16 protein-coding genes are annotated in these 21,813 nt (G+C 49.6%); 10 read left to right on the forward strand and 6 right to left on the reverse strand.

Translation table 11 applies throughout. From position 1 onward, the window contains the following. The first annotated feature begins 20 nt into the window (after positions 1-20). The 4 genes from EZ315_RS05235 (at position 21) to EZ315_RS16330 (ending at position 3,367) form a co-directional block, all read left to right on the forward strand. Entirely contained in the window at positions 21-1,493 is a 1,473-nt protein-coding gene (locus EZ315_RS05235; RefSeq protein ID WP_135471148.1) for a cell division protein FtsZ, read from the forward strand. A 141-nt stretch (positions 1,494-1,634) separates the two neighbouring features. After that, the gene (locus EZ315_RS05240; RefSeq protein WP_135471149.1) at positions 1,635-1,856 is read left to right on the forward strand and encodes a DUF2795 domain-containing protein; all 222 of its coding nucleotides are present in this window, start codon (positions 1,635-1,637) and stop codon (positions 1,854-1,856) included. 329 nt (positions 1,857-2,185) lie between these two features. Further along, complete coding sequence (locus EZ315_RS05245) at positions 2,186-3,046, forward strand: RhuM family protein (protein ID WP_135471150.1); 861 nt, start codon at positions 2,186-2,188, stop codon at positions 3,044-3,046. 180 nt (positions 3,047-3,226) lie between these two features. Then, positions 3,227-3,367 carry a hypothetical protein gene (locus tag EZ315_RS16330; RefSeq protein WP_170957475.1) on the forward strand — a complete coding sequence of 47 codons (141 nt, stop codon included), beginning with the start codon at positions 3,227-3,229 and terminating at the stop codon, positions 3,365-3,367. Positions 3,368-4,098: 731 nt separating this feature from the next. Here the strand turns inward: EZ315_RS16330 and EZ315_RS05250 are convergent. From EZ315_RS05250 to EZ315_RS05270, 5 genes are all read right to left on the reverse strand, one after another. After that, the gene (locus EZ315_RS05250; RefSeq protein ID WP_135471151.1) at positions 4,099-5,262 is read right to left on the reverse strand and encodes an FprA family A-type flavoprotein; all 1,164 of its coding nucleotides are present in this window, start codon (positions 5,260-5,262) and stop codon (positions 4,099-4,101) included. A gap of 198 nt (positions 5,263-5,460) precedes the next feature. Further along, the gene (locus EZ315_RS05255) at positions 5,461-6,627 is read right to left on the reverse strand and encodes a thioredoxin family protein (protein ID WP_135471152.1); all 1,167 of its coding nucleotides are present in this window, start codon (positions 6,625-6,627) and stop codon (positions 5,461-5,463) included. Between the two features lie 86 nt (positions 6,628-6,713). Beyond that, positions 6,714-8,198: a RagB/SusD family nutrient uptake outer membrane protein gene (locus EZ315_RS05260; RefSeq protein ID WP_135471153.1), complete on the reverse strand. Its 1,485-nt coding sequence runs from the start codon at positions 8,196-8,198 to the stop codon at positions 6,714-6,716. Between the two features lie 11 nt (positions 8,199-8,209). Then, on the reverse strand, positions 8,210-11,680 hold the full coding sequence (locus EZ315_RS05265; RefSeq protein ID WP_135471154.1) for a SusC/RagA family TonB-linked outer membrane protein: 3,471 nt from the start codon (positions 11,678-11,680) through the stop codon (positions 8,210-8,212). Positions 11,681-11,778: 98 nt separating this feature from the next. Then, positions 11,779-12,948, reverse strand: a complete 1,170-nt coding sequence (locus tag EZ315_RS05270) for a FecR family protein (protein WP_135471155.1) — start codon at positions 12,946-12,948, stop codon at positions 11,779-11,781. A 165-nt stretch (positions 12,949-13,113) separates the two neighbouring features. On the opposite strand from EZ315_RS05270, the gene EZ315_RS05275 reads away from it, so the two are divergent. The 6 genes from EZ315_RS05275 (at position 13,114) to EZ315_RS05300 (ending at position 20,499) form a co-directional block, all read left to right on the forward strand. Next, a complete protein-coding gene (locus tag EZ315_RS05275) occupies positions 13,114-13,632 on the forward strand; it encodes an RNA polymerase sigma factor (RefSeq protein WP_135471156.1) in 519 nt (172 codons plus the stop codon). A gap of 619 nt (positions 13,633-14,251) precedes the next feature. Then, positions 14,252-15,739: a phosphoethanolamine transferase gene (locus EZ315_RS05280; protein WP_207104617.1), complete on the forward strand. Its 1,488-nt coding sequence runs from the start codon at positions 14,252-14,254 to the stop codon at positions 15,737-15,739. Further along, positions 15,717-16,727, forward strand: coding sequence for an acyltransferase family protein (locus EZ315_RS05285; protein ID WP_135471158.1), 1,011 nt, complete (start codon positions 15,717-15,719; stop codon positions 16,725-16,727). Before EZ315_RS05280 ends, EZ315_RS05285 begins: the two co-directional genes overlap by 23 nt. A gap of 98 nt (positions 16,728-16,825) precedes the next feature. Then, the gene (locus EZ315_RS05290) at positions 16,826-17,404 is read left to right on the forward strand and encodes a non-canonical purine NTP diphosphatase (RefSeq protein WP_135471159.1); all 579 of its coding nucleotides are present in this window, start codon (positions 16,826-16,828) and stop codon (positions 17,402-17,404) included. Between the two features lie 7 nt (positions 17,405-17,411). Then, positions 17,412-19,871, forward strand: a complete 2,460-nt coding sequence (porZ, locus tag EZ315_RS05295) for a type IX secretion system anionic LPS delivery protein PorZ (RefSeq protein WP_135471160.1) — start codon at positions 17,412-17,414, stop codon at positions 19,869-19,871. Between the two features lie 100 nt (positions 19,872-19,971). After that, positions 19,972-20,499: a hypothetical protein gene (locus EZ315_RS05300; protein WP_135471161.1), complete on the forward strand. Its 528-nt coding sequence runs from the start codon at positions 19,972-19,974 to the stop codon at positions 20,497-20,499. Positions 20,500-20,585: 86 nt separating this feature from the next. Here the strand turns inward: EZ315_RS05300 and EZ315_RS05305 are convergent, their stop codons facing one another. Continuing rightward, a complete protein-coding gene (locus tag EZ315_RS05305) occupies positions 20,586-21,572 on the reverse strand; it encodes a M28 family peptidase (protein WP_242452512.1) in 987 nt (328 codons plus the stop codon). Positions 21,573-21,813 lie beyond the last annotated feature (241 nt).

The following is a 21,813-nucleotide window of genomic DNA, read 5'->3' on the forward strand; positions in this document are numbered from 1 at the left end:
TTTATAAATTTGACATAAAGATGGAAGACAACAATATAAATCAGAACCTTGACGATGCATCGGCATTCACCGATGCACGCAGGATAGCGGTAGAGGATCCTATTATAATCAAGGCTGTCGGAGTGGGCGGCGGCGGTAACAACGCTGTAAGCCACATGTTCAAGGAAGGTATAAAGAACGTCTCGTTTGTCAATATAAATTCCGACGAGCAGGCATTGCGTCATTCCGATGTCCCCAATACATTGCGTATCGGCGACGGACTCGGGGCGGGCAACAAGCCGGAGAAGGCAAAAGTGTTTGCCGAGGATGCCACTGAGGAGATAAGCCGCCTGTTTGACGATGATACCAAGATGGTGTTTGTCACCGCCGGTATGGGTGGAGGCACCGGTACCGGAGCCGCCCCTGTGGTGGCACGTGTGGCTAAGGAGCGCGGGCTTCTGACCATAGGCATAGTTACAATCCCGTTTCTCTTCGAAGGCCAGGTAAAAATCAAGAAAGCGATTGCCGGAGCTGACGAGATGGCAAAGTATGTCGACGCTCTACTTGTGATCAACAATGAGCGGCTCACTGAGATATACGGCGACCTCGACTTTATGAATGCGTTCGGCAAGGCTGACGATACCCTTTCGGTGGCGGCACGCTCGATCTCGGAGATCATAACCCGCCAGGGTATAATCAATCTCGACTTCAATGATGTCGACACCACTCTTCGTGACGGTGGTGCAGCCATCATATCCACCGGATTCGGTGAAGGGGAAGGACGTGTGACCGCAGCCATCCAGGACGCACTCAACTCGCCTCTGCTCAAGAACCGCGACATACTCGGCTCAAAGAAGCTCCTTTTCAATCTCTATTTCAATCCTCAGGCTCAGGACAAGTTCCTTATGAGCGAGACCAAGGAGCTCACCCAGTTTATCGGTCAGATCAATTCAAGCGTCGATGTTATCTGGGGTGTATGTCCTGACGAGACCATCGGAAACCAGGTGAAGATCACGATTCTTGCGGCCGGATTTGAGATCACCCTGCGTGATGAAGAGAATGAGATAATCAATGGTGTGAACGTTAATCCAAATCAGGGCACTGTGATAGATATCAACCCTCATACCGGCAACAATGTGGGAGTAGGTGCTGACACTGCCAAATTTCAGTTTCCACAGCCGGCTCGCTCACAGCAGTCGCAGGTTGGTGCCATACAGCAGCCTCAGCAGTCTCAGGGTATGAGGAATCCCATGGAGTTGGTGCCCGATGTGCGAGTGATGGAAGAGTACGGAAAGGACAAGACCCAGATATTCACCGGAGCCAAGGAGCGTTCGTCGGCAATCATACTCGGACTGAACCAGCTTGATGACGATTCGATATGCGACACTCTTGAGAGATATCCCGCCTACAAGCGTGAACGCCGCATCATCGACAGCATACGTTCGGGAGCGTTCGATTCAGGTCAGCAGAACATTCCGGCATCGACAGGATCGGGAAAGGCTTTCAGCTTCTGAGATATGCCCCCTGCCTGTATGAACAGGCATCAGGAAAACTATAAAATTATCTAATAAATTCGAAACCGTAACGCGTAGCGACTTGTAGATATAAATAAAATCTGTATCTTTGCGCGAAAATTACAAAACACCTTATACGACATGTATTGGACACTTGAACTCGCATCAAAGCTGGAGGATGCTCCCTGGCCCGCGACACGTGAAGAGCTTATTGACTATGCGATGCGCTCAGGCGCACCTATGGAAGTAATCGAGAACCTTCAGGAAATGGAGGATGAAGGTGAAGCCTACGAATGTATCGAGGACATCTGGCCCGACTACCCCTCCAAAGAAGACTTCTTCTTCAACGAGGAGGAGTATTGATATAAAATCTGCCCGATTTTAAGACATAAATAACTAATAAGCAAGCGATTGACAAGTGACAAAATAACCTTGCCAATCGCTTTTTGTATTCTTTTAGCGCAAAGTAAACATGTTATTTTTAGGCATTTAGCGCGATATGTTTTGCCGTACTTGCTATCAATGATGGGGTGACCATGACGGTTGTAAGCCGTCTTCTCGGACACGGTTCAACCGATATCATCGAGAAGGCATATTAGGTTTTATGTCTCATACACTCACCGCCGAAGTATAAAAACTCAACTATACCTTTTTGCCGGACGAATTGTCATAATTATTTTATACTTTTGCATATGGAAACCAACGAAATAATACTCTATCAGCCCGATGAGACAATGAAGCTTGATGTTAGAGTGCAGCAAGAAACCGTTTGGCTAACGCAGCAACAGATTGCTCAATTGTTTGGGGTAAAACAACCTGCAATATCCAAGCATCTAAAGAACATATTTGAGAGTGGAGAGCTTGATGAAAATTCAGTTCATTCCATTTTGGAATATACTGCCGCAGACGGTAAGTCTTATCAGACAAAATTCTATAACTTGGACGCCATTCTATCAGTCGGTTATAGAGTTAACAGCCGAAATGCTACCTTGTTCCGTCAATGGGCAAACAAGGTTTTGAAAGAATACCTCTTACGAGGATATTCTGTTAATCAGAGGCTTATGCTAATGGAGGATAGAATTGACCGAAGACTTTCTGAGCACGATCACCAACTGTTACAACTCACGGAGAAGGTCGATTTCTTTGTCCGCAGTTCGCTTCAACCTACGGAGGGCATCTTCTTCGATGGCCAGATTTTTGACGCATACGCCTTTGTCGCCGATTTGATTCGCAAAGCCAAACATAGAATCGTGGTTATCGACAGCTATATCGACGATTCTGTGTTGGTGCAACTCTCAAAACGAAATCCCGCTGTGACTGTTGATATTTACGACGGCAGAATTTCACAACAGCTTCGTCAGGATGTCGATAGGCACAACCGACAATATCCGGGCGTGACTTTACATGCTTATAACAAGGCTCATGACCGTTTTCTTATAATAGACGAGGAGGTCTATCATATCGGACACTCGCTCAAAGACCTCGGAAAGAAACTGTTTGCATTCTCCAAAATGGATGTCATAACCGGAACAGAGCTTATTTCGCAACTTTGATGGATATTAAGGATGTGTACGGTTTTGTGTGCCGTGAATTCGGAGAAGAAAACGTAGTATTGTTCATCGTTCATCGTCCATTTTGACGAAACCAGACCTCACACGCATTGTGTTTTCGTGTCGTAGTTCTGCTCAAAGGAGGTACTCGGAGGCAAAAACAAGGCCGAAGTGCGGCAATACATGAGGGACCTGCACACCCGACTTGCCGAAGTAAACCGCAAATACGTTCTTGGCCGTGGCGATGACATCCACGAGACAGGCGCACGGTTGACTACAATCGTGACCTCCACCGAGAAAACACCAAATTCGAAACTCTTATAGACGATAACCGCGAACAGTTGCGACAGCATGAAGACCAAATTCGAAAAGCTGAGCGGCGAGTTAAAGGTCTTACGACCTAATAATCAGCCATACAAATACAGTTTATTTGTATGGCTGATATTTTTATGCTTTTTGATAGCGTCTATGGTCTCAGGGATTGTATAAAAGTGCTGAAATCCGAATCTTTAGGAGGAATCTACGTTTTTGGTTGTATAATGTGTTAATTGTGCTAAAATTACGAATAATGTCTGACATTTTTAGGCTGTGTCAAACCCCCCTTTTTGAAGAAATTACCCTTGCCACAGGTAGCTGTAGCAGGGGTAAATCTTTATAATTGTGCATTATGACACACCATCAAATGATGCATTAGCCATTTATCTATAATCATTCTCCGGAAGAGCAGTATGATTTGAGGTCGGTAGTTTTGCCTATGGCTGTGTACATCGGCTTTCTGCATATTTGGGCTAAACATCGACGCGCGAATATTACGGATTGGTGTTTTATCATCTCATATGGCGTAGTTTGTTAGGCTAAAATGCGTTGATTACCGGGTGTATCAATTAAAAGTAGGCAAAATTCTAAGCCTAAATATATTAAATGTGTAGAAGGATGGTGATTTATTGTCCAGTTACATATTATCGGGTTCTGACCGGTAAAATTAATTGCCCCTGGAGCAGCAACGCGCGCTCCCGGGGCGATTATCTTCTGTGGGATGTTGTGATGAATGTCGTTTAAGCTTCTGCGAGGGCCTGGGCAAGCGATGAGAGAGATGCAAGATCGCTGTCGTGGAGGCGGCTGCGTATGGTGACTGTGGAGCCTACCACGGTCATGTCCTTCATTTCCGACAGGGTGTTGCACATGAGCTTTCCTGCTGTGGGTGCCCAGCTGCCGTTCTCAAGTATGCCTACATGGCGTCCGCTGAAATTCTTGGCTGCGAGATGGTGCAGGAAGTTGTGCATAGCGGGAAACATGGCACCGTCGTAGGTGACGGAGCAGAGCGCGAGGCTACTTAGCCGGAATGCCTCGGCAACGGCGTAGGATACGTCGTGGCGGCATAGGTCGATGAGGACCACATCGCCGGCTCCTCGGCTGCGTAGCATATCAGCGAGGCGGCGTGCCGCTTCGGCTGTGCCTCCGTATATCGAAGCGTATGCCACGAGTACGCCTTCGGTTTCGGGGATATATCGGCTCCACTTGTCGTAGAGGTTCCAGTAGTGTGCGAGATTCTCTTTCAGGATAGGTCCGTGAAGCGGGGCTATTATGCCGAACGGCAATCCTGTGAGCTTCTTCATCACAGCCTGTACGCACGACCCATATTTTCCTACAATGTTGCAGTAGTATCGGCGAGCCTCATTGTCCCATCCTTCGGTGGCGTTCGATGTGGCGAATGTCCCGAAAGCGTCGGCAGAGAAAAGTACACCGTCGGTCTCGTCGAGAGTCATCATCACCTCGGGCCAGTGTACCATGGGGGCTGTGATGAAGCGGAGGGTGGTGTGTCCGAGCGAGAGTGTGTCGCCATCTTTTACGGATATGGAGCGTTCGCTGAATCCCATGCCGTCAAAGAAGTTGTCGAGCATCGCTATCGCCTTGGCGGTGGCTACCACTTTCATTTCCGGGTACTTCTCAAGCACTGCACGTATGCTCCCGGAATGGTCCGGCTCCATGTGCTGGACTATCAGGTAGGCGGGGTGCCGTCCGTCGAGAGTGGAGTCGAGAAGGGCGAGCCATTCGCTGCACCGGCGTATGTCGACTGCATCTACCACAGCGATATTTTCATCATCAATAAGATAGGAATTATATGATATCCCATTAGGGACTGGGTATTGTCCTTCGAAAAGGTCAAGGTTGTCATCATCGACACCTATAAATTTCACATGAGGTGTAACCGGTAGCATGGTGGTAGAAATAACGTTATGATTAGTGTGCAAAATTAGTAATAAAACTCCAAAAACTAACCTGAGATAACATATTTTATACACAAGTCGCCTTGAGGCAATCACATCGAACCGCCGGACACTTAGGCTCTGAAAGCCTTAAGTGTCCGGCGGTGTAGGGTGCTCTCCGTGAGGCGGGGAGCAGTGTTGTCGGTGATGTTATTTCCTGCGAGGCTTCTGCTTCAGCAGGGGATGACGGTTGGAGTACTCCTGTTTACCGAACTTGGGGGTGTCGAAGAAGTCGGCAGGGAGCTGTTTACCCTCTTTCTGAGCGCGTGCCCACAGGTATTCAAGTGCAAGCGCATAGTTGTAGTGGGGCTGTGCGTCATCGCGGTCGTAATTGTTGTATGCCACATAGCGTGTGTAGCGTATCTTCCTTACGAGCTGCTCGAATGTCAGGTCAGGATCGCGGTAGGTGGGGTTGAATCGGGTGTAGAATGCAAGACGGCTCACGAGGTCGTTCTGATCGATCGTGGTGTCGGCGAGCAGCTGGTCCACATAGTCCCATGCCTCGTCGGTCTTGTTCTCGGCGAATAGCCGTGACATCCTGGCAACCTTGATGTTGTAGTCCTTGCCTTGGAAGTCGCAGAGAGCGGCAATGTATTCGGGAGAGGCATACTGTGTCTCTTTCGCGAGCTTCGAGTCGACTGCTTCCTTGCCGAAGAGTGAGCAGAATTCGCTGTAGTTGTCGGATACCTGCTTGATGTAGGGGTTGTCGAAGCCGGTCACACATTCGTTGAATATCTCCCAGGTGTTGCGGTCGGTGAGCTTGCATCCCATTGATATGAGCTTGTTGAAGTCCTGGAGCTGATTGCGTCGGCCCGAGGTCTTTTTGCCGCGTATATAGCTCATAAGGAAATCGGCGTCATAGTCGCCCGAGGCGTATTTGCTGTCGAGATAGATGGAGCTCTGCTTGGGGTCGAGCGCACCCTTGGTGTCGTTGATGAAGTCGATCATTGGCTTGTTGCCTCCGCTGCGGTGTATCATCTCCTCGGTAGCGGGGTCGACGAATATGTAGCTGGGGTAGGAGCGCACCTGGTATTTGCGTGCGAGATCCACTCCCTCGCCTTTCTCGGCATCGATCTTCATGCACACGAAGTCCTTGTTGTAGGCTTCGCCTACCTCGGGTTGCGGGAACACTGTGAGAGCCATGTTGAGGCAAGGTCCGCACCATTCGGTGAAGAAGTCGATGAATATTTTCTTGTTCTCGGCTTTTGCCTTGGCAACCCCTTCGGCCCATGTGCCGTGGAAGAACTCGATACCGGCAGCACGAGACGACATGGTGAATGCAAAGGCAATGAGGCAAACTGCAAATAGTTTTTTCATGATTGTCAAGTTTTTTCAGATTCTCACCATTCATGTAGGGGACCGGGTCCCCTACATATGATGGCATATTATGAGAGAAGCATTTTTTAACGTTCGTACTGCGGCATGTCGTTGAAGCTCAATACATTCTCCGGAACCGGCATGATGTAGCGCAGGTCGTTGGCGGGGAGGGTCCAGGTGCCTTCGCTCCCGGCGGAATGGGTGATGGTCTTGGCAAACCATGACTCGCGGTTGAGACGCTTGAGGTCGATGAGGCGGGTGAGCCCTACGAAAGCAAACTCCTTGCGACGCTCGTCGATCACCATCTTAAGCACCTCATCCTTGGAATAGGTGGTGGGGAAATGCACGTTGTTCTTGATGCGCATATCGCGGAGCTTATCGAGATGGGCGAGAGCCTTGTCCTTGTCGCCTACGCGTGCCTCGCACTCGGCAGCTATGAGAAGTACTTCCGGGGTTGAGAAGCCGATGTTCATCTCTATGTAGGGTGCGAAGATGGTGTAGCCGGGGAAGCGGTTGGGCTCATTGCCCGGACGTGTGTATGGGTCGAACTGGTCCTTGGAGAAGAAGAGCGACATGCGCATGTCCTCGCCGTCGGCAGGGAGATTGCGTGCAAATGTCTCAAGCAGGTCCTCGCTGGCAGCTACGCTCTTGAACAGATTGCTTGTGCCGTTGAGCACGCGGGTGTATACATTCTCCAGGTTCTTGTGCTCGTCGGGGAACTCCTCACCGGAGTCGTCGGCAGCGACGAGACGTCCCCATTGGCCGTTGATGGCTTTGTAGTCCTTGTAGTCGAGCAGTTTGTCGTTCAGTTCGAGTGACGAGTTGGCGTTGGACAGTGCTTCCTTGTAGTTGCCCATGTAAAGGTACATGCGTGAAAGGAAGGCGTATCCCACACTTCTGTTGGGGTCGAATGTGGTGGCGGTGGTCTCCGCGAGGTAGTTGTCAACAGCATCCCTCAGGTCGCTTTCGATCTGGCTGTAGACTGTTGCGACCGATGCGCGGGGATACCGTTCTCCGGTGATCTCCTCGCTGAGCACCAGGGGTACGCCGTAGTCCGACCCGGCTGTCGCAGGGTCATAATGGTTGGCATAGAGGTTGACAAGGTTGAGATACTCGAAAGCACGCCCTACGAGAGCCTCGCCGTAGAGCTTGCGACGTTCGAAATCAGTGCCCCCCTCTGATGTCAGCACATTGTTGATCACGGCATTGTAGGTGAATATGTTACCATAGGCATTTTCCCATATGTTGTCGGAGTTGCCCGGAGTGAATACCTGTCCGTGCTCGAATGAGTAGAGGTTCTTGAAGTGCTCCGACTTGTTGTAGTACTCAAAGAGATCGAAGCCGGGGAAAGTGCCTTTTTCCACGAACTGCACGTCGTCGGTGATCATCGAGGGGTACACGTCGAGCGCGCGGTAGAGCGACTGGTCGTTCATCAGCTGCTCATAGTCGGCATATTTTTCAGGGATTGTGAATCCTTTGGGCTGTATGTCAAGCCAGTCATCGCATGATGACATGCTCATAAGGAGCGAGAGTCCGCAAGTTGCAGTTACGAATATTTTGTTGTATTTCATTGTTCGTTGGATTAGAAGTTAGCTGAGATGCCTATTGTGTAAGTTGGTGGTACGTGGTAACCGCGTGACGGAGTGAGGGATGTTCCGGTCCATACTTCGGGATCGAGGTTGTTCTTGTTGGCAGCCCAGTACCAGAGGTTCTGTATTTGGAGGTCGACGCGCAGACCCTGGAGGTATGCCTTGCTGATCCACTGGCGTGGGAACGAGTAGCCCACGATGAGGTTGCGAAGCTTGATGTAGTCACCCTTTTCGATATGTTTGTCTGCCGCGCTCCACAGGTACTCCGAGTTGGTGTTGCCTGTGCCGTAGATAAATGCAGGTGCCATATCGGGATCGTTCTCGTCGCCAGGGTTCTGCCAGAAGTGCATGCGGTCACGGTCAAGAATGCCGGTGTAGTTAAGTGTCGGCATACGGTTCCACACGTAGCTTGCAGCTACATCGCGGAGCTTGTGGCCTCCGTAATATACAAACATGAATTCGAGGTTGAATCCCCTCCATGTGAGACGGTTGGTAAGTGCTGCGGAGTAGGGGGGATTGGTGGTGCCTGACCATACGAGGTCGTCGGCCTCAAGATCGCGGTAGGAGCTTACCACTGTTCCGTCCTTTTTGTAGGCAGTGGGGAATCCGTTGCTGTCGAGTCCGGCATAGCGGATGGAATAGAGCGAACTCATAGGCTTCCCCTCACGGTTCTGCGGGCTATAGAAATAGTCTATGGCTGAAGTGCCGGAGTTCTCGATATTGGTCAGTTTGTTCTTGTTGTAGCTGAACACGAGGCTGCTGGTCCATTCGAAGTCACGGTTGGTGTAGTTGATGCTGTTGAGGGTCACTTCCACGCCGCGGTTGTACATTGATCCGTAGTTGAGCAGGAGCGATCCCCATCCTGATGTGGGATCGGTCTGACGGTTGCCCAACAGGTCGTCGGTATTCTTTGAATAGTACTCGATAGAACCGTTGATGCGGCTGTTGAGAACGCTGAAGTCAACACCGAGATTTATCACCTTGGTCTTTTCCCAGCGCAGAGCGGGGTTGGGAGGTGTGGTGATGTAGGAATAGAAGTCGTTGGTGAATGAGTTGGGGCGAGAGCTTGTCTGTGCGATCATGAAAGGTCCGCTGTTCTTTGCCACGTTACCGTTGATACCGTAGGTGGCACGGAGCGAGAGGCGGTTGACCCAGTTCCAGTTTTTGAGCGCGTGATATTGCAGACCGGCTGACCATAGGGGCTTGTTCTGCCATTTCGGGTCGGTGCCGAATAGGTTGGACTTGTCGACACGTATGCTGCCTGTAGCGGTGATAAGATTGTTGTAGGTGTAGGATGCATTGGCGTAGAATGACACGAAGCGGTTCTCGGAGGACGAGAAGCTGTCGTAGGGTCCGGAATAGTAATAGTTTCCGGAGGTTGACTCGGTGCCGTTTACGGCTTGTCCCAGGTTGAGTTCGTTGATGTACTTGAATGCGAGAGTTGTGTCATCGTAGCCCCATTTGTTGAGGACGGTGCCGTCGGATGTCACTTTGCGCCTCTCGGCACCGGCTATTGCCTGCACGTCGTGAATATCGGCAAACTGACGGTTGAAGTTCAGCTGCGCACGCATTGTGTAAGAATTTTTTCTGGTCCAGGTTTCTTTCAGTTTGCCGCCCTTAGGTATATGGTTGGTGACTGTGCCGTCGGGGCTGATGACAGTGGCGTTGTTGATCTCCGACTTTACTTCACGCGACTCCATTTTGGAGTAGTTCTTTGAGTAGGAGTTTGTGCTCTCGTTCTGGTACATAAGGTCGAGGTTGAGCCCTTGGATTATGTTGAAGCGAACGTTGAGATTTATGTTCTGATATTTGCTTTGGCTGTAGTAATGTTTCTTGTCATCTTCGTTGACAGGGATGAATGTCTCGTCGAGAAGTCCGAGCGAGTTGAGGCGGTCGATCTCGCGCTGGTTCTTTCCGCTGTACCATTGTGCGGGTGTGCCGTCCTCGTTGTAGAGCATCTTGTAGGAGGCACCGCTGTAGAGATAGCTGTATCCGGTGAAGCCGTTGTCATAGTCGGCTTTTGTGTTGCTCTGTATAAGTCCGAGGTTGACACGCATCCATTTGAAGAAGTCGAACTGGTTCTTGAGGTTGAAGCCTATACGGTCGTCGGACTGGGCCTTCTCGTAGGGGTAGTTCTTCTGATAGTTGGCAGAGAGGGCATATTTGTATATGCCAGAGCCGCCGCTGAATGATATGTTGTGCTGCTGCACCATCTGGTTGCTTCTCACGTAGCGGTCCTTGAACTGGTCGTAGTTGTTGAGACCGCGGTAATGGTTCATGCGTTCGTTGTACTCGGATTCGGTGATGCGTCCGGCATCATAGTCGTAAAGAATCTCGTACACCTCGTTCATGGGAGTATTGGCGGTGAGAGGGTTATAGGCTGAGTGAGGATACTTGAAGAGTGTTTCCTGAAGGTCGACAAGCTCAGCACTTGTGGTGAGGTTGAGGTAGTCGCGATCGGGTAGCGGAGTGAATTTCATGCTGCCGTTGTAGCTTACCTTGGTGCGTCCTTCCTCGCCTGAGCGGGTGGTGATGACAATGACGCCGTTGGCGGAGCGTGCACCGTAGATTGATGCAGCTGTCGCGTCCTTAAGGACGGTCACGTTGACAATATCCGCTGGGTTGATGGCTGCAAGGTCTCCTTCGTAGGGGATGCCGTCGACCACATACAGAGGTGTTTTTGTTCCGCTGATGGTGGATACGCCACGGATTTCAGGTGTGCCGCCGTTGACAGTTTTCATGCCGGCTACCATACCCTCAAGGCGTGCCATGATACCGGTCTGGAGCTTGCCCTGAAGTTTTTCGGGGGTCACTACGGTGAATGATCCGCTTGCGCGCTCCTTTGAAAGAGTCTGGTAACCGGTCACAATTACCTCGCTCATCATGGTGGCGTTGGGCGAGAGGGTCACGTCGATGGGGCGAGAGGTGTTTGCCTCGGTGAGCTCCATCGAGAACGGTGTCATGCCGACATACTGCACTGTGAGCACAGGGTTGTCGCTGTTGACCTTGATTGAGAAATTGCCGTCAATGTCGGTGACAGTGCCAGTGCCTGTAGCTGCTCCCGAGCCTTTGACATTTATTATGGCTCCTGTGAGCGGTTCACCCTCGTTGTCTTTGACGTTTCCGGTGATTGTGCGTGAGAGGCGCACCGGAGTCTCGCGTCCGATGGTGACGATGTTATTATTGATGCTGTAGGGCTCCCCTATCTTGGCTGCTACCTGCTTGATGGCTTCGCTTGCAGCCTGTCCGGAGACTTTAAGTGTGATCTTTGGCCACTTTCGGGCAGTCTCGCTTTTGTATACGATGTTCAGTCCCGATTGTTTCTCGATTTCTTTCAACACCTGCTCGGCGGATTGCTCGATGCAGTTGAGCGTTATTTTGGTGTCAGGCGACGACGCAGCCATGGCTGCGAAGCAATAGAGCGACACTGCAACGCACATGATGGTTGTTAATAACTTCCTCATACAGTTGAGTTTAATAATGATTGATTTTGAATAGATTGGTTTTGATGTATTGTCTATGTGTGTGGTGGCGGGATGTTGCTCTCGCCATTACATGAGAGTCACGGAGCCACTATTATGGTATTGCCATCGGCAGTGATGGTGAGCCCTGTGATGACCGACAGTGATTCGATGGTGGGTGTCAGGGTTTCATACCTGTTGAAGCTGCCTGTTATTTCTATCTGAGAGAACTCTTCATCGCTGAATCTTATATCCATATTATACCATTTCCCTATCACTGACATGAGCTTTTCGAGAGTCCAGTCGGTGAAGTCGATCCTTCCGGTGTTCCATGCCTCGTAAGGGGTGACATCGACCTCGCTTACAGTTATCGTCCCGTCGGCTATTTCCGCTCCTTCTCCTGGCTTAAGCATAAGTTCGCCGGAAGTGGGTGTGGATATGCTGACACTGCCTTTGACGAGGACCACTTCGCAGCGGTCGTCTCCGGGTGCCGATACGTTGAACTCGGTGCCGTACACGGTGGTGGTGGCTGTCGATGTATGGACTGTGAATCGGCTTACATCGCTCTTTGCCACCATGAAATAAGCTTCGCCTTCGAGATACACATCCCTGGAGTCGTTGTCAAACCTCTCGGGATATATAATCCGGGTGTTGCTGCCGAGATGAACCACAGAGCCGTCGGGAAGTGTCAGCCAAAATTCCTTGTCGTAATATGTGGTGACTTTGGTGGCACTGAGCATGTCGGCGACCACATCTTTTTGCTCCGAATGGTGTCCGGTTGTCTCCTTTTTTCTGCTGACTGCAAATTTTTGAGTGGAGACAGCACTCCCTTTCTCTATTATGGCTCCTGACATCCCGCTTTTCTCGCACTTCTCGATGGCCAGAGATATCTCTTCGCTTATCATCGGCGGAGTGATATCCGGCGAGCTTTGTTTCAGATATATCGTCAGGCATGCCACCACAGCTATCATGGCAGCTACGGATGTCCATATCCTTAATATTCTGAGGGAATGCCACTTTTTTCTATCGGGGGGGGTAATATTTTGAGCGTCAGATAGTTGTTTGACACGACGCCATGCCGAATCGACATCGAACCGTTCCATCTCTCGGATCTGGGATTCGATGTATTCGGGATCATTCATGCTATCGATGAATGCTTCCGACTCGTAGTCAGTATCCTTGGCTGGACGCTTGTCAGAAGAGGTGGCGTTGTCACCGTTGCCGGTCAGGCGGCTGAACAGTCGGTCGGAGTAAATGATTGGATCTTCCATGGCTTTATGCTTCTATTATCCTATACAGGATTTTTAACCAAAAGTATTACTGAGAACAATAAAAAATGAATAATTTTTATCATTTTTATGTAAATTGCCAATTATCCGGCTAAAAGTTTGCCTGAAAACAATATATTCCATACTTTTGAGATTCAGTTTTTAGACATGGAAGATTATTTCCGGAAATATTACCAGTCGTTGTGCTACTTTGCGTTGAATATGGTGCGTGATGGGGATCTATGCGAGGATATTGTGCAGGAGGTTTTTGTCAAGATCATTACGTCAGGCGTGGAGTTCGGTTCAGAGCTGCATTTCCGGCAATATGTCTATGCTGCTGTGCGCAACCAGTGTATCGACCATCTGAACGGGCTCAACGGTGGTCGCACAGTGACTCTCGGGGATGTTGAGCAGGTGGAGATACCCACGGCAGATGAGTGTGACAGGGCTATAGTCAGGGCGGAGATCATACGTATGGTGCGTGATGCCATCGACTCGCTGCCTCCGCGCTACCGGCAGGTGTTCCGTATGGCATATATAGACAAGATGAAGAGCGAGGATATTTCCGAGGCTCTCGGGATAAGTCTCAACACCGTGAAAGTGATACGTCAGCGATCCAAAGTGCGCATGAGGGAACTGCTCAAGGATTTCTATCCGTTGCTTTTTATTTTTATCAATCAGATATAGAGTGGGGTGCGTAACAGAAAAAAGGGCATAAAAAAACGCTCCTTTCATCTGTGAAGGAACGCGCGGTTAGAGTGGTTTGGTTGACTTGCAGGTCGGATATCTCCGGCTTATTTCTCGTTTGCACGGTTAGCCTCATCGAGATAGACCTCGGCACGAGCCATGCAATAGCTGGCGGTGCGGTACAGTTTAGCTGCTTTCTTAAGAATGTTAGTCATAATACAAATAATTAAAAAAACGAATCTTTTTTACCTTATCGATAACCTTCTGATCACTTATCTTAAAAACGCTGCAAAGGTACAAAATGTTTTTGAATTATGTTATATAACATATAATTTTTTTGAGCAAGATTCGGTTTTTTCATATTTCCGGAGCTCAATGGCAGGACGCAGGACAACTCAAAAAGCCACATCCGATTGCTTAATATATTAATATTGCGTACCTTTGCAATAAATCCCTGTCCTGAACAGAATTGTAACAAGAATATCTTGATAAAATATTGCGGGACATCAGGGAATATACCAATTGAAAAATGACACCAAGGTCGTCGGTTAAAGAGCCAGACATATATTATAATAAGACCAAAAGGATTCCGTACTTGTATTTTTGGGCAGGTACGGCATTGTTTTATTCGCTCATATTCACTACTGTCGACTTTATCGGCAATCCTTATTCGGGAGCTGCCGGATTTCTTAACCTGCTTATGCAATGGTGTGTGGTGGCGGTCTCTGCCTCAGGAGTGATAGGGCTTATAGGCATAAACAGATATGTGTTTTCGGTGGCTTTTCCGGTGCTTATGGCCATGTCGGCGGCTTTGGGGTATTTTAAGCTGACTATGGGGGTGTCGTTGACACCGATGTGCATAGAGCTTGCATTGGTCAACAATCTGAATGTATGGGGCACGGTGATGAGCGTGTGTCTTGCAATGTGCCTTGCCGTTTCTGTTGTCGCATCTGTCATAGCTGTGGTATGCCGATGGAGATATGTGGCTGACAGGCACCATGCCGTATATGCGGCAGTCGCTGTTTTGATAATAGCGGGCGCGACACATGTAGCCCGCATAAAGGCTCCTGTGATTGGCAGGATGCCTTATGTGTTCTACTACTCTGTCAAGGACTATTGGGGCAACAGGACGGTGGTTCGGAATGAGAGGAGCACGTTTGACAACACCGGAGTCAGTGTGCCTGAAGTGTCCCCGGATGTGGTGGTAGTAATAGGGGAGTCCCTGAGGTCGGACCATGTGCCGATGAACGGTTATCACCGCAACACCATGCCGCGGTTGAGCCGTGACAGCAATCTCATATCATTTGCACATGTGTTTTCAGAGCCGTGGTGCACTCACACGAGTGTGCCCCGCATCATGACGCGTGCCGATTCCGCCAATCCTGATATCGCATATGAGGAACAGTCGTTCATCACCCTGTTCAAGAGGGCAGGGTATCACACGGTGTGGCTTTCGAATCAGGATTCCAATTCTACGTATGCCTACTTTATGCATGAGACAGATTCTCTCGTGATGGGAAATCCTGCCAAATCAATGTACAATTTTGATAAATGGCTGGATGTTGAGCTTGTTCCTGACATACATTCATTATTGAACAGCCACGCGGATAGGAAGAAGCTTATGGTGATACACAGCATAGGGTCGCATTGGTGGTACAGGTCACATTATCCCGATTCATTGGCTCTATTTAAGCCGGAGACTGACAGCAGGGTGATATCGGAGCTTTCTCGTGAGCAGATAATCAATTCCTACGATAATACTATCCTGGCTACGGACGACTTTTTGGGTAAGGTGATCGATTGTCTCAGAGACAGGAATGCCGTGCTTATATACATATCCGACCATGGCGAGGCGTTGGGTGAGGAAGGGAATTATCTGCATGCAAATGATTTCCCGGAATTGCATAACCCGGCTTGCCTTGTGTGGTGTTCGGAGAGATACGCCCGACTGTATCCTCATCGGGTATATGCGTTGGAGAGGAACAGAGCCATGGACTGGTCGACGGATGCCATATTCCATTCTGTAGCGGATGCCGCCGGCATGGAAAGTGACGCGGTGGTAAGTAACCAAAGTTTTTTCAGCTATGAAGAGGGTAGGATGGATTGATTATGCTAAGTCGACAGGGATATTTCTCGTGGTGCTTCTGCACACTCATTGCACATATGCCACTACGAGCTTTCTGAGTGCGTTCAGGCTGCCGTTGTTCTTCTTCATATCCGGATTCCTGTTTTCTTATAGGAGCAATCCCGACTACAAGAGGTTTGCCTATAAGCGATTCCGGCAATTGGTTGTCCCATATCTGTGGATCAATCTATTGGCGTATGTGGCATGGCTTTTGGTCCTGAGGCATTTCGGAAATGATGCCGGCGACACTGTTGCCTGGCATAAGCCGTTATGGGCCATTGTTGCAGGAATCCCTCCGGGACTTGTGCATGATATACCGCTGTGGTCTTTGCTGTGTTTCTTTGTGGTGGAGATGATATATTATCCTTTAAGGAAAAAGGTGGGCCATGGATGGCTGATTGCCGTTGCTGCCTGGGCTGTGAGTTATTTAAATTGCGAATATAATTCTGAGCATGTGTCGACACTGCCGTTCTGCCTTGGTCCGGCATTCGCCGCATTGGGGTTCTATGCGTTCGGCAATTATGTGAGGGACAATTCATCCCGGTTCGGCTTTATGCTACGACCGTGCCTTCTTACCCTTTCTGTGTCATCGGTGTCACTGGTGGCTCTTTGGTGGCATAATTCTGCGATCCAGTTCTTCATCTGCGATTACGGCAGCTATCCGTTGTTTGTCCTGGAGGGTATCTTCGGTATCGCTGCTATGATGCAGGTGTGCATGTATCTGTGTGAGTGGTTCGGGGATAATGGGTTTGTCAGGTTCGTTTCAAACGGGACCCTGATAATATGTGGATTTCATTTGATGATGTTTTCTCTCATAAAGGGGGTGATGTGGTTTGGGTTTCATGTCGATCCGCAGATGCTTACCTGTAATTTTGAGAGGGGATTCATGTTTTCGGTTGTGGCGTTTTCGTTATGTCTGCCTGTAATATGTGTCGTAAATCGGCATTTTAGGTTTTTAGTCGGGAAATGATTATGGATTATGATGTCGTAAGACATAAATTTTCCGTATTTTTGTGATGTTAAACTTTCATGTTTCAATAATTAAACTTAGGACACGTTATTTACAATATGCAGGAAATAGTATTTGCGACAAATAATCAGCATAAGCTTGAAGAGATACGCCGTATTGTAGGCGACAGGTTTAATGTGCTGTCGTTAGAGGAGATAGGGTGTCATGAGGACATTCCTGAGACTGCTGAGACTCTCGAAGGGAACGCCTGGCAGAAGGCGCGTTATGTCAAAGAGCATTACGGTTACGATTGTTTTGCCGATGATACCGGACTTATGGTCGATGCGCTCGGCGGTGCTCCGGGAGTGTATTCCGCACGATATGCCGGCCCCGGACATGACAGCAAGGCAAACATGAGCCTTCTGCTGAAGAACATGGAGGACAAGGAGGTGCGCACAGCCCGGTTTGTCACAGTCATAGCATTGATACTTGGCGGGAAGGAAATGTCGTTTTGCGGAAAGGTCGAGGGGACGATTCTCGATAGCCCGGAAGGGGATGGCGGATTCGGTTATGACCCTGTGTTCCGGCCTGATGGCGAGGACTGTTCTTTCGCAATGATGAGCGCGGATGCCAAGAATGCCATTAGCCATCGCGGGAGAGCGACTGCCATGCTGCTTGATTACCTGAATTCTATTTAGTCAATTAATGACACTACGATTATTCATATTTCTGCTGTCGATGCTGGCTCTTGTCTCCGGACAGGCGCAGATCGCAGTCGGCTCCTGGAAGCAGTATCCTGTGTTCGGGGAGGTCACTGACCTTGTCGAGACCGACCGTCATGTGTGGTATGCTACCGGAGGATGCCTCTACAGTTACGACAAGAATGCTGACGAGACACGTTTCTACAGCGGTTCCGGAGCTCTTTCGGGATACACTGTAAAGCTGATCCGTCACGACAGTGATAAGGGCATTCTTGCCGTTGCATATGCCGACGGAAATATGGATCTGATTCTGTCGGACGGCAGCAGAGTGAACCTCCCGGAGATAAGGGATGCCGGAGCCGGAGTCGACAAGACCATAAATGATATAAGTTTTGATGGTGGCGATATGTTTGTCGCTACTGGAGGCGGACTTGTGATATACGATACCGACCGTTATGAAGTGAGGGAGTCACGTATGTACAATTTACCGATCCGGACTGTTATCCCTGCCCCCGGATATCTTATACTCGCGGGCATGAATCCTGAGAACGGTAATTACGCTCTCTATGGAGTGAGGCGTGACGCGTCCATAAACATACCGGATAACTTCAGGCTCATATGCCGCTACCGGGATCTCATCACCGACTTCCGGATGTTGGATACTGATGGCAGGAGGTATGCTGTGAGCAGGAACGGACGCCTTGGCAGCATTGACATAGGTGCGGACGGAGAATGTGTGTTACACGACATCCTTCTCAATGGCACGGCATGCAATGCAACCGGTCTGACTAAGGGGGATGACGGTGTGGTGAGATTTATCACTAAGGATGGAATAGTAGGGCATTACAGTGATTCCGGCACTCTTGTTGCGGACATCGCTATGCCGGAACAGTTCAGGAGTAATCTTATAGCCTCGCATGATGGTCTTGGCTCGGTGTGGTTTGCCGGCGAGGACGGCATAGGCAACTACAGGATTGAACATGACGGCGGGGTAACGGTGCTCCGGGAAAAAAGTGTGCCGTCTGATGCCATCACATTCAATGAGATATGCAATATATTTCCGACATCCGATAACCGCGGGTTCTATATATCGAATCTCGGAATGACCCAGCACCATCCTGTAGGGGATGGGGACAGATTTAATATCCGGCTGAAACTTAACCTTGTCACAAGAGATGGTGTTGAAAAGATTGATCCTGTAGGGGTTACGGCTAATACCGGTCCCGGCATGGGGTCTCAGTCATCTTATGGGAAATACATATTCTCTCCGACACAGATTGCCGAGGACCCCGACAACGCCGGGCGATTGTACATAGGCAGTGGCTGCGAGGGTGTATATGTTATTGAAGATGGTGTAGAGTTGAAGAAATTCGACAACACCAACTCGACCATCAACAAGCATGCCAATTATTATTGCGGCACCGTATCGGTGACGATAGATAATGATGGGAATCTGTGGGTGTGTTCTCGTGCGGGAGGCGAGAAGCATCCCATAGCGATCCTTCCTGCGGATAAGCGGCGGCTTGATCCTTCGGAAGTGACGATGGATGACTGGGCGATTGCGGATTATGACCTCTATCTGAAGGTGAGGGACATAAAATTGCTGCATTGCAGGCATTCCGGCATGATATTCGGCATAGATGCTACTGACAATCGCGGTTTCCTTGCTGTGAATCACCGTGGCACTCCTGCCGACCCCTCCGATGATATCTTTGTGGGATGGTCTGCGATGACTGATCAGGATGGAAAGTCGTTTGCTCCTCAAGCGTGGACATGTTTGGTCGAGGATCAGCGAGGGCATGTCTGGTTCGGGACCAGGGCTGGTGTGGTCTCTGTCTCAAATCCTGCAAAGGCATGCAATGATGATTTCCGCATCAACCGTATCAAGGTGCCACGTAACGATGGCTCCGGGCTTGCTGATTATCTTCTTGACAATGAGCACATTGTTGCTATCGCTGTCGACAGTTCCAACCGTAAGTGGATAGGCACCAACGGTTCCGGGCTGTATCTTGTCAGCGAGGACGGTGATGAGATTATCTCTCATTTCACTATCGATAATTCTCCTCTTCCTTCCAACGTCATAACCGCTCTGTACTGTGATCCCAATTCCAGTTCCCTGTTTGTAGGTACATTGTCGGGGCTTTATGAATACTCCTCCACATCATCCCCTCCCAGGTCGGACTATTCCGACGTCTATGCTTATCCCAACCCTGTGACTTCCGGCTATTCAGGTCCGATCACAATCACCGGACTGATGGAGGACTCGCTTGTCAAGATAATGGACTCAGGGATGCGTCTTGTGTATCAGACCTCTTCCGAGGGCGGCATGGCAGTCTGGGATGGGTGCAACATAGGCGGCACGCGCGTGCGCAGCGGTGTGTATTATGTGCTGGCATCTTCGTCAGGTCAGGGCGCGGAGAGCTCTGCCGGTGATGTGGTGGCAAAAATCCTTGTGGTCAATTGACCTGTTGTTCAACTTTAGTTTAAATCCAATGGTTATAGTCTTATAACCGCGTAACCCTATAAAACCTTAAGCCGCTGCTCGTAGGTGGCTTAATAATGATATGGAAAAATTCAGATATATCGACGATGTTGACCGCGCATATGGTGCCGCGGGTATGGCTATAAGTCTCGTCATATACGATGGGGACAGCCTTCTGTATTCGATAAACCTTGATGCCGATGATCCTCACGACATTATGGAGATGTCGCCTGACTTCTTCTTTGCGGGGAATCCCGTAGTGTCGGCTAAGGCTGCGTGGACCCAGATAGTGAATAATTTCAGCATTGGCGTGTCAATGCTCATAGCCAACCTCATGTGCCGTCATCTGGTGCATGGCGGTCATGCTGTCCCCGACGAGGTGGCGCGTGATCTCAAGGAGGCTGCTCACGACGACGGCGCGGGGGCCTGCGCCCTTGAGCCTGATGAGGTTGACCGCCTATTCAACAAGAGTTATACCTACCTGTGGAGGCTTTTCTCGCATCAGGGTGTGCAGGCGGTGGCTCATGATTTTGCTTCGGCACTTTCATCTCGCCGCACGCTGTCGCGTCTTGATGTCCTGGAGCTTCTTCAGCCGCTGCGTATGCTGTAGGGAATATCCTTTAATATGACGGTTCAGCCCCTGTGCCTGTTCTGGCATAGGGGCTGAACCGTTGTATGTTGTCATTAATGTTTTGGTCAGGGCTTCTCGTTGAATATCACATTCAGAACAGTCTGTCCTGCTGCTTTTAGGGTGCTTCGGTCGATATTGTTCATGTCATCGTCCATGGTGTGCCATGTCGGGGCGAATGATTTTGTGACATCGTTTTTCGATTCGACTATGTTTATGGCAGGTATGCCGGCTTTATTCACAAATATATGGTCATCCACTATCGCGCCTCCGTCGATGTTAGGGAACCTGTGCCCATATCCGGATCGTGCCGCTATTCCCCACACCTTGTCTACCACATTGGGAGCTTCCTGCACAGAGAAGTATTCGCGATGGAACTTGGCATCAATTCCTCCCACCATGTCAAGGAGTATGGCATAGCTCGGCAGTGAGTCCTGTGCGTAGGGCATGTGGGCAGCCCAATATTGCGTGCCGAGACACCATGACTCGTCATGATTGTAGAATCCCGATGCTTGTCCATAGTCCTCAGCATCGACAAAGAGCATGTCAACCCCGATAGGGGGAGTGTGGTCGGACAGCTGTCGGGCTATTTCAAGAAGCACGCCCACTCCGCTGGCTCCGTCATTTGCCCCGGGTATCGGTGTGGAATGGTTGTCGCGGTTTATGTCCTGGTCGGCCCATGGGCGTGTGTCGTAATGGGCGAGAAGGAGTATCCGTTTCCTGGCTCCGGGATTGAAACATCCCATTATGTTTATGATAGGGAGGACATCGCCTGTGTAGGCGGTCATTTTCCCTTTCTGTTCCCTCACGCTGTCGGCACCGTGGCGTGTGAGCTCCGAGAGTATATACCGGGAGCATTCTATGTTGGCAGGAGTGCCAGGTACGCGTGGACCCATTGCCACTTGGCGTTCCACATAGGCATATGCGCTGTCGCTGTCAAATTTGATGTCTGCCTCTATGGTCCTGGTGTCTTTTTTGTTGTGATCGTTCGCTCCGGATGTGCGGCATCCTATTGCCAGAATCATGGTGGCTATAGCGAAGAGAGTTGATTTCACACTGATCCTCATACGTTTATTGTATTTTAATGTGATTGGCTAATTGAATGATAGCATAAGTGCAAAGAGAGAATGTTTTTAACCATTCTTACGTACTGCACATGTGTTTTACAGTGGCAAAGTTACAACTAAGTTACAAATCTCCAACATATTTGTTACACAAAAGAGTTGCAGGTTAACATAATATAACAATCGGCTGTGGATCTGTGGATTATTAAATATTGTTAAGATGGTTGATTTT

The sequence above is a fragment of the Duncaniella freteri genome (genome assembly GCF_004766125.1).
Classification (GTDB): domain Bacteria; phylum Bacteroidota; class Bacteroidia; order Bacteroidales; family Muribaculaceae; genus Duncaniella; species Duncaniella freteri.

Excerpts from the sequence above, each read along its gene's own strand:
- EZ315_RS05235 (WP_135471148.1), top strand. The coding sequence starts at position 21 with ATGGAAGACAACAATATAAATCAGAACCTTGACGATGCATCGGCATTC.
- EZ315_RS05240 (WP_135471149.1), top strand. The coding sequence starts at position 1,635 with ATGTATTGGACACTTGAACTCGCATCAAAGCTGGAGGATGCTCCCTGG.
- EZ315_RS05245 (WP_135471150.1), top strand. The coding sequence starts at position 2,186 with ATGGAAACCAACGAAATAATACTCTATCAGCCCGATGAGACAATGAAG.
- EZ315_RS16330 (WP_170957475.1), top strand. The coding sequence starts at position 3,227 with ATGAGGGACCTGCACACCCGACTTGCCGAAGTAAACCGCAAATACGTT.
- EZ315_RS05250 (WP_135471151.1), bottom strand. The coding sequence starts at position 5,262 with ATGCTACCGGTTACACCTCATGTGAAATTTATAGGTGTCGATGATGAC.
- EZ315_RS05255 (WP_135471152.1), bottom strand. The coding sequence starts at position 6,627 with ATGAAAAAACTATTTGCAGTTTGCCTCATTGCCTTTGCATTCACCATG.
- EZ315_RS05260 (WP_135471153.1), bottom strand. The coding sequence starts at position 8,198 with ATGAAATACAACAAAATATTCGTAACTGCAACTTGCGGACTCTCGCTC.
- EZ315_RS05265 (WP_135471154.1), bottom strand. The coding sequence starts at position 11,680 with ATGAGGAAGTTATTAACAACCATCATGTGCGTTGCAGTGTCGCTCTAT.
- EZ315_RS05270 (WP_135471155.1), bottom strand. The coding sequence starts at position 12,948 with ATGGAAGATCCAATCATTTACTCCGACCGACTGTTCAGCCGCCTGACC.
- EZ315_RS05275 (WP_135471156.1), top strand. The coding sequence starts at position 13,114 with ATGGAAGATTATTTCCGGAAATATTACCAGTCGTTGTGCTACTTTGCG.
- EZ315_RS05285 (WP_135471158.1), top strand. The coding sequence starts at position 15,717 with ATGAAGAGGGTAGGATGGATTGATTATGCTAAGTCGACAGGGATATTT.
- EZ315_RS05290 (WP_135471159.1), top strand. The coding sequence starts at position 16,826 with ATGCAGGAAATAGTATTTGCGACAAATAATCAGCATAAGCTTGAAGAG.
- porZ (WP_135471160.1), top strand. The coding sequence starts at position 17,412 with ATGACACTACGATTATTCATATTTCTGCTGTCGATGCTGGCTCTTGTC.
- EZ315_RS05300 (WP_135471161.1), top strand. The coding sequence starts at position 19,972 with ATGGAAAAATTCAGATATATCGACGATGTTGACCGCGCATATGGTGCC.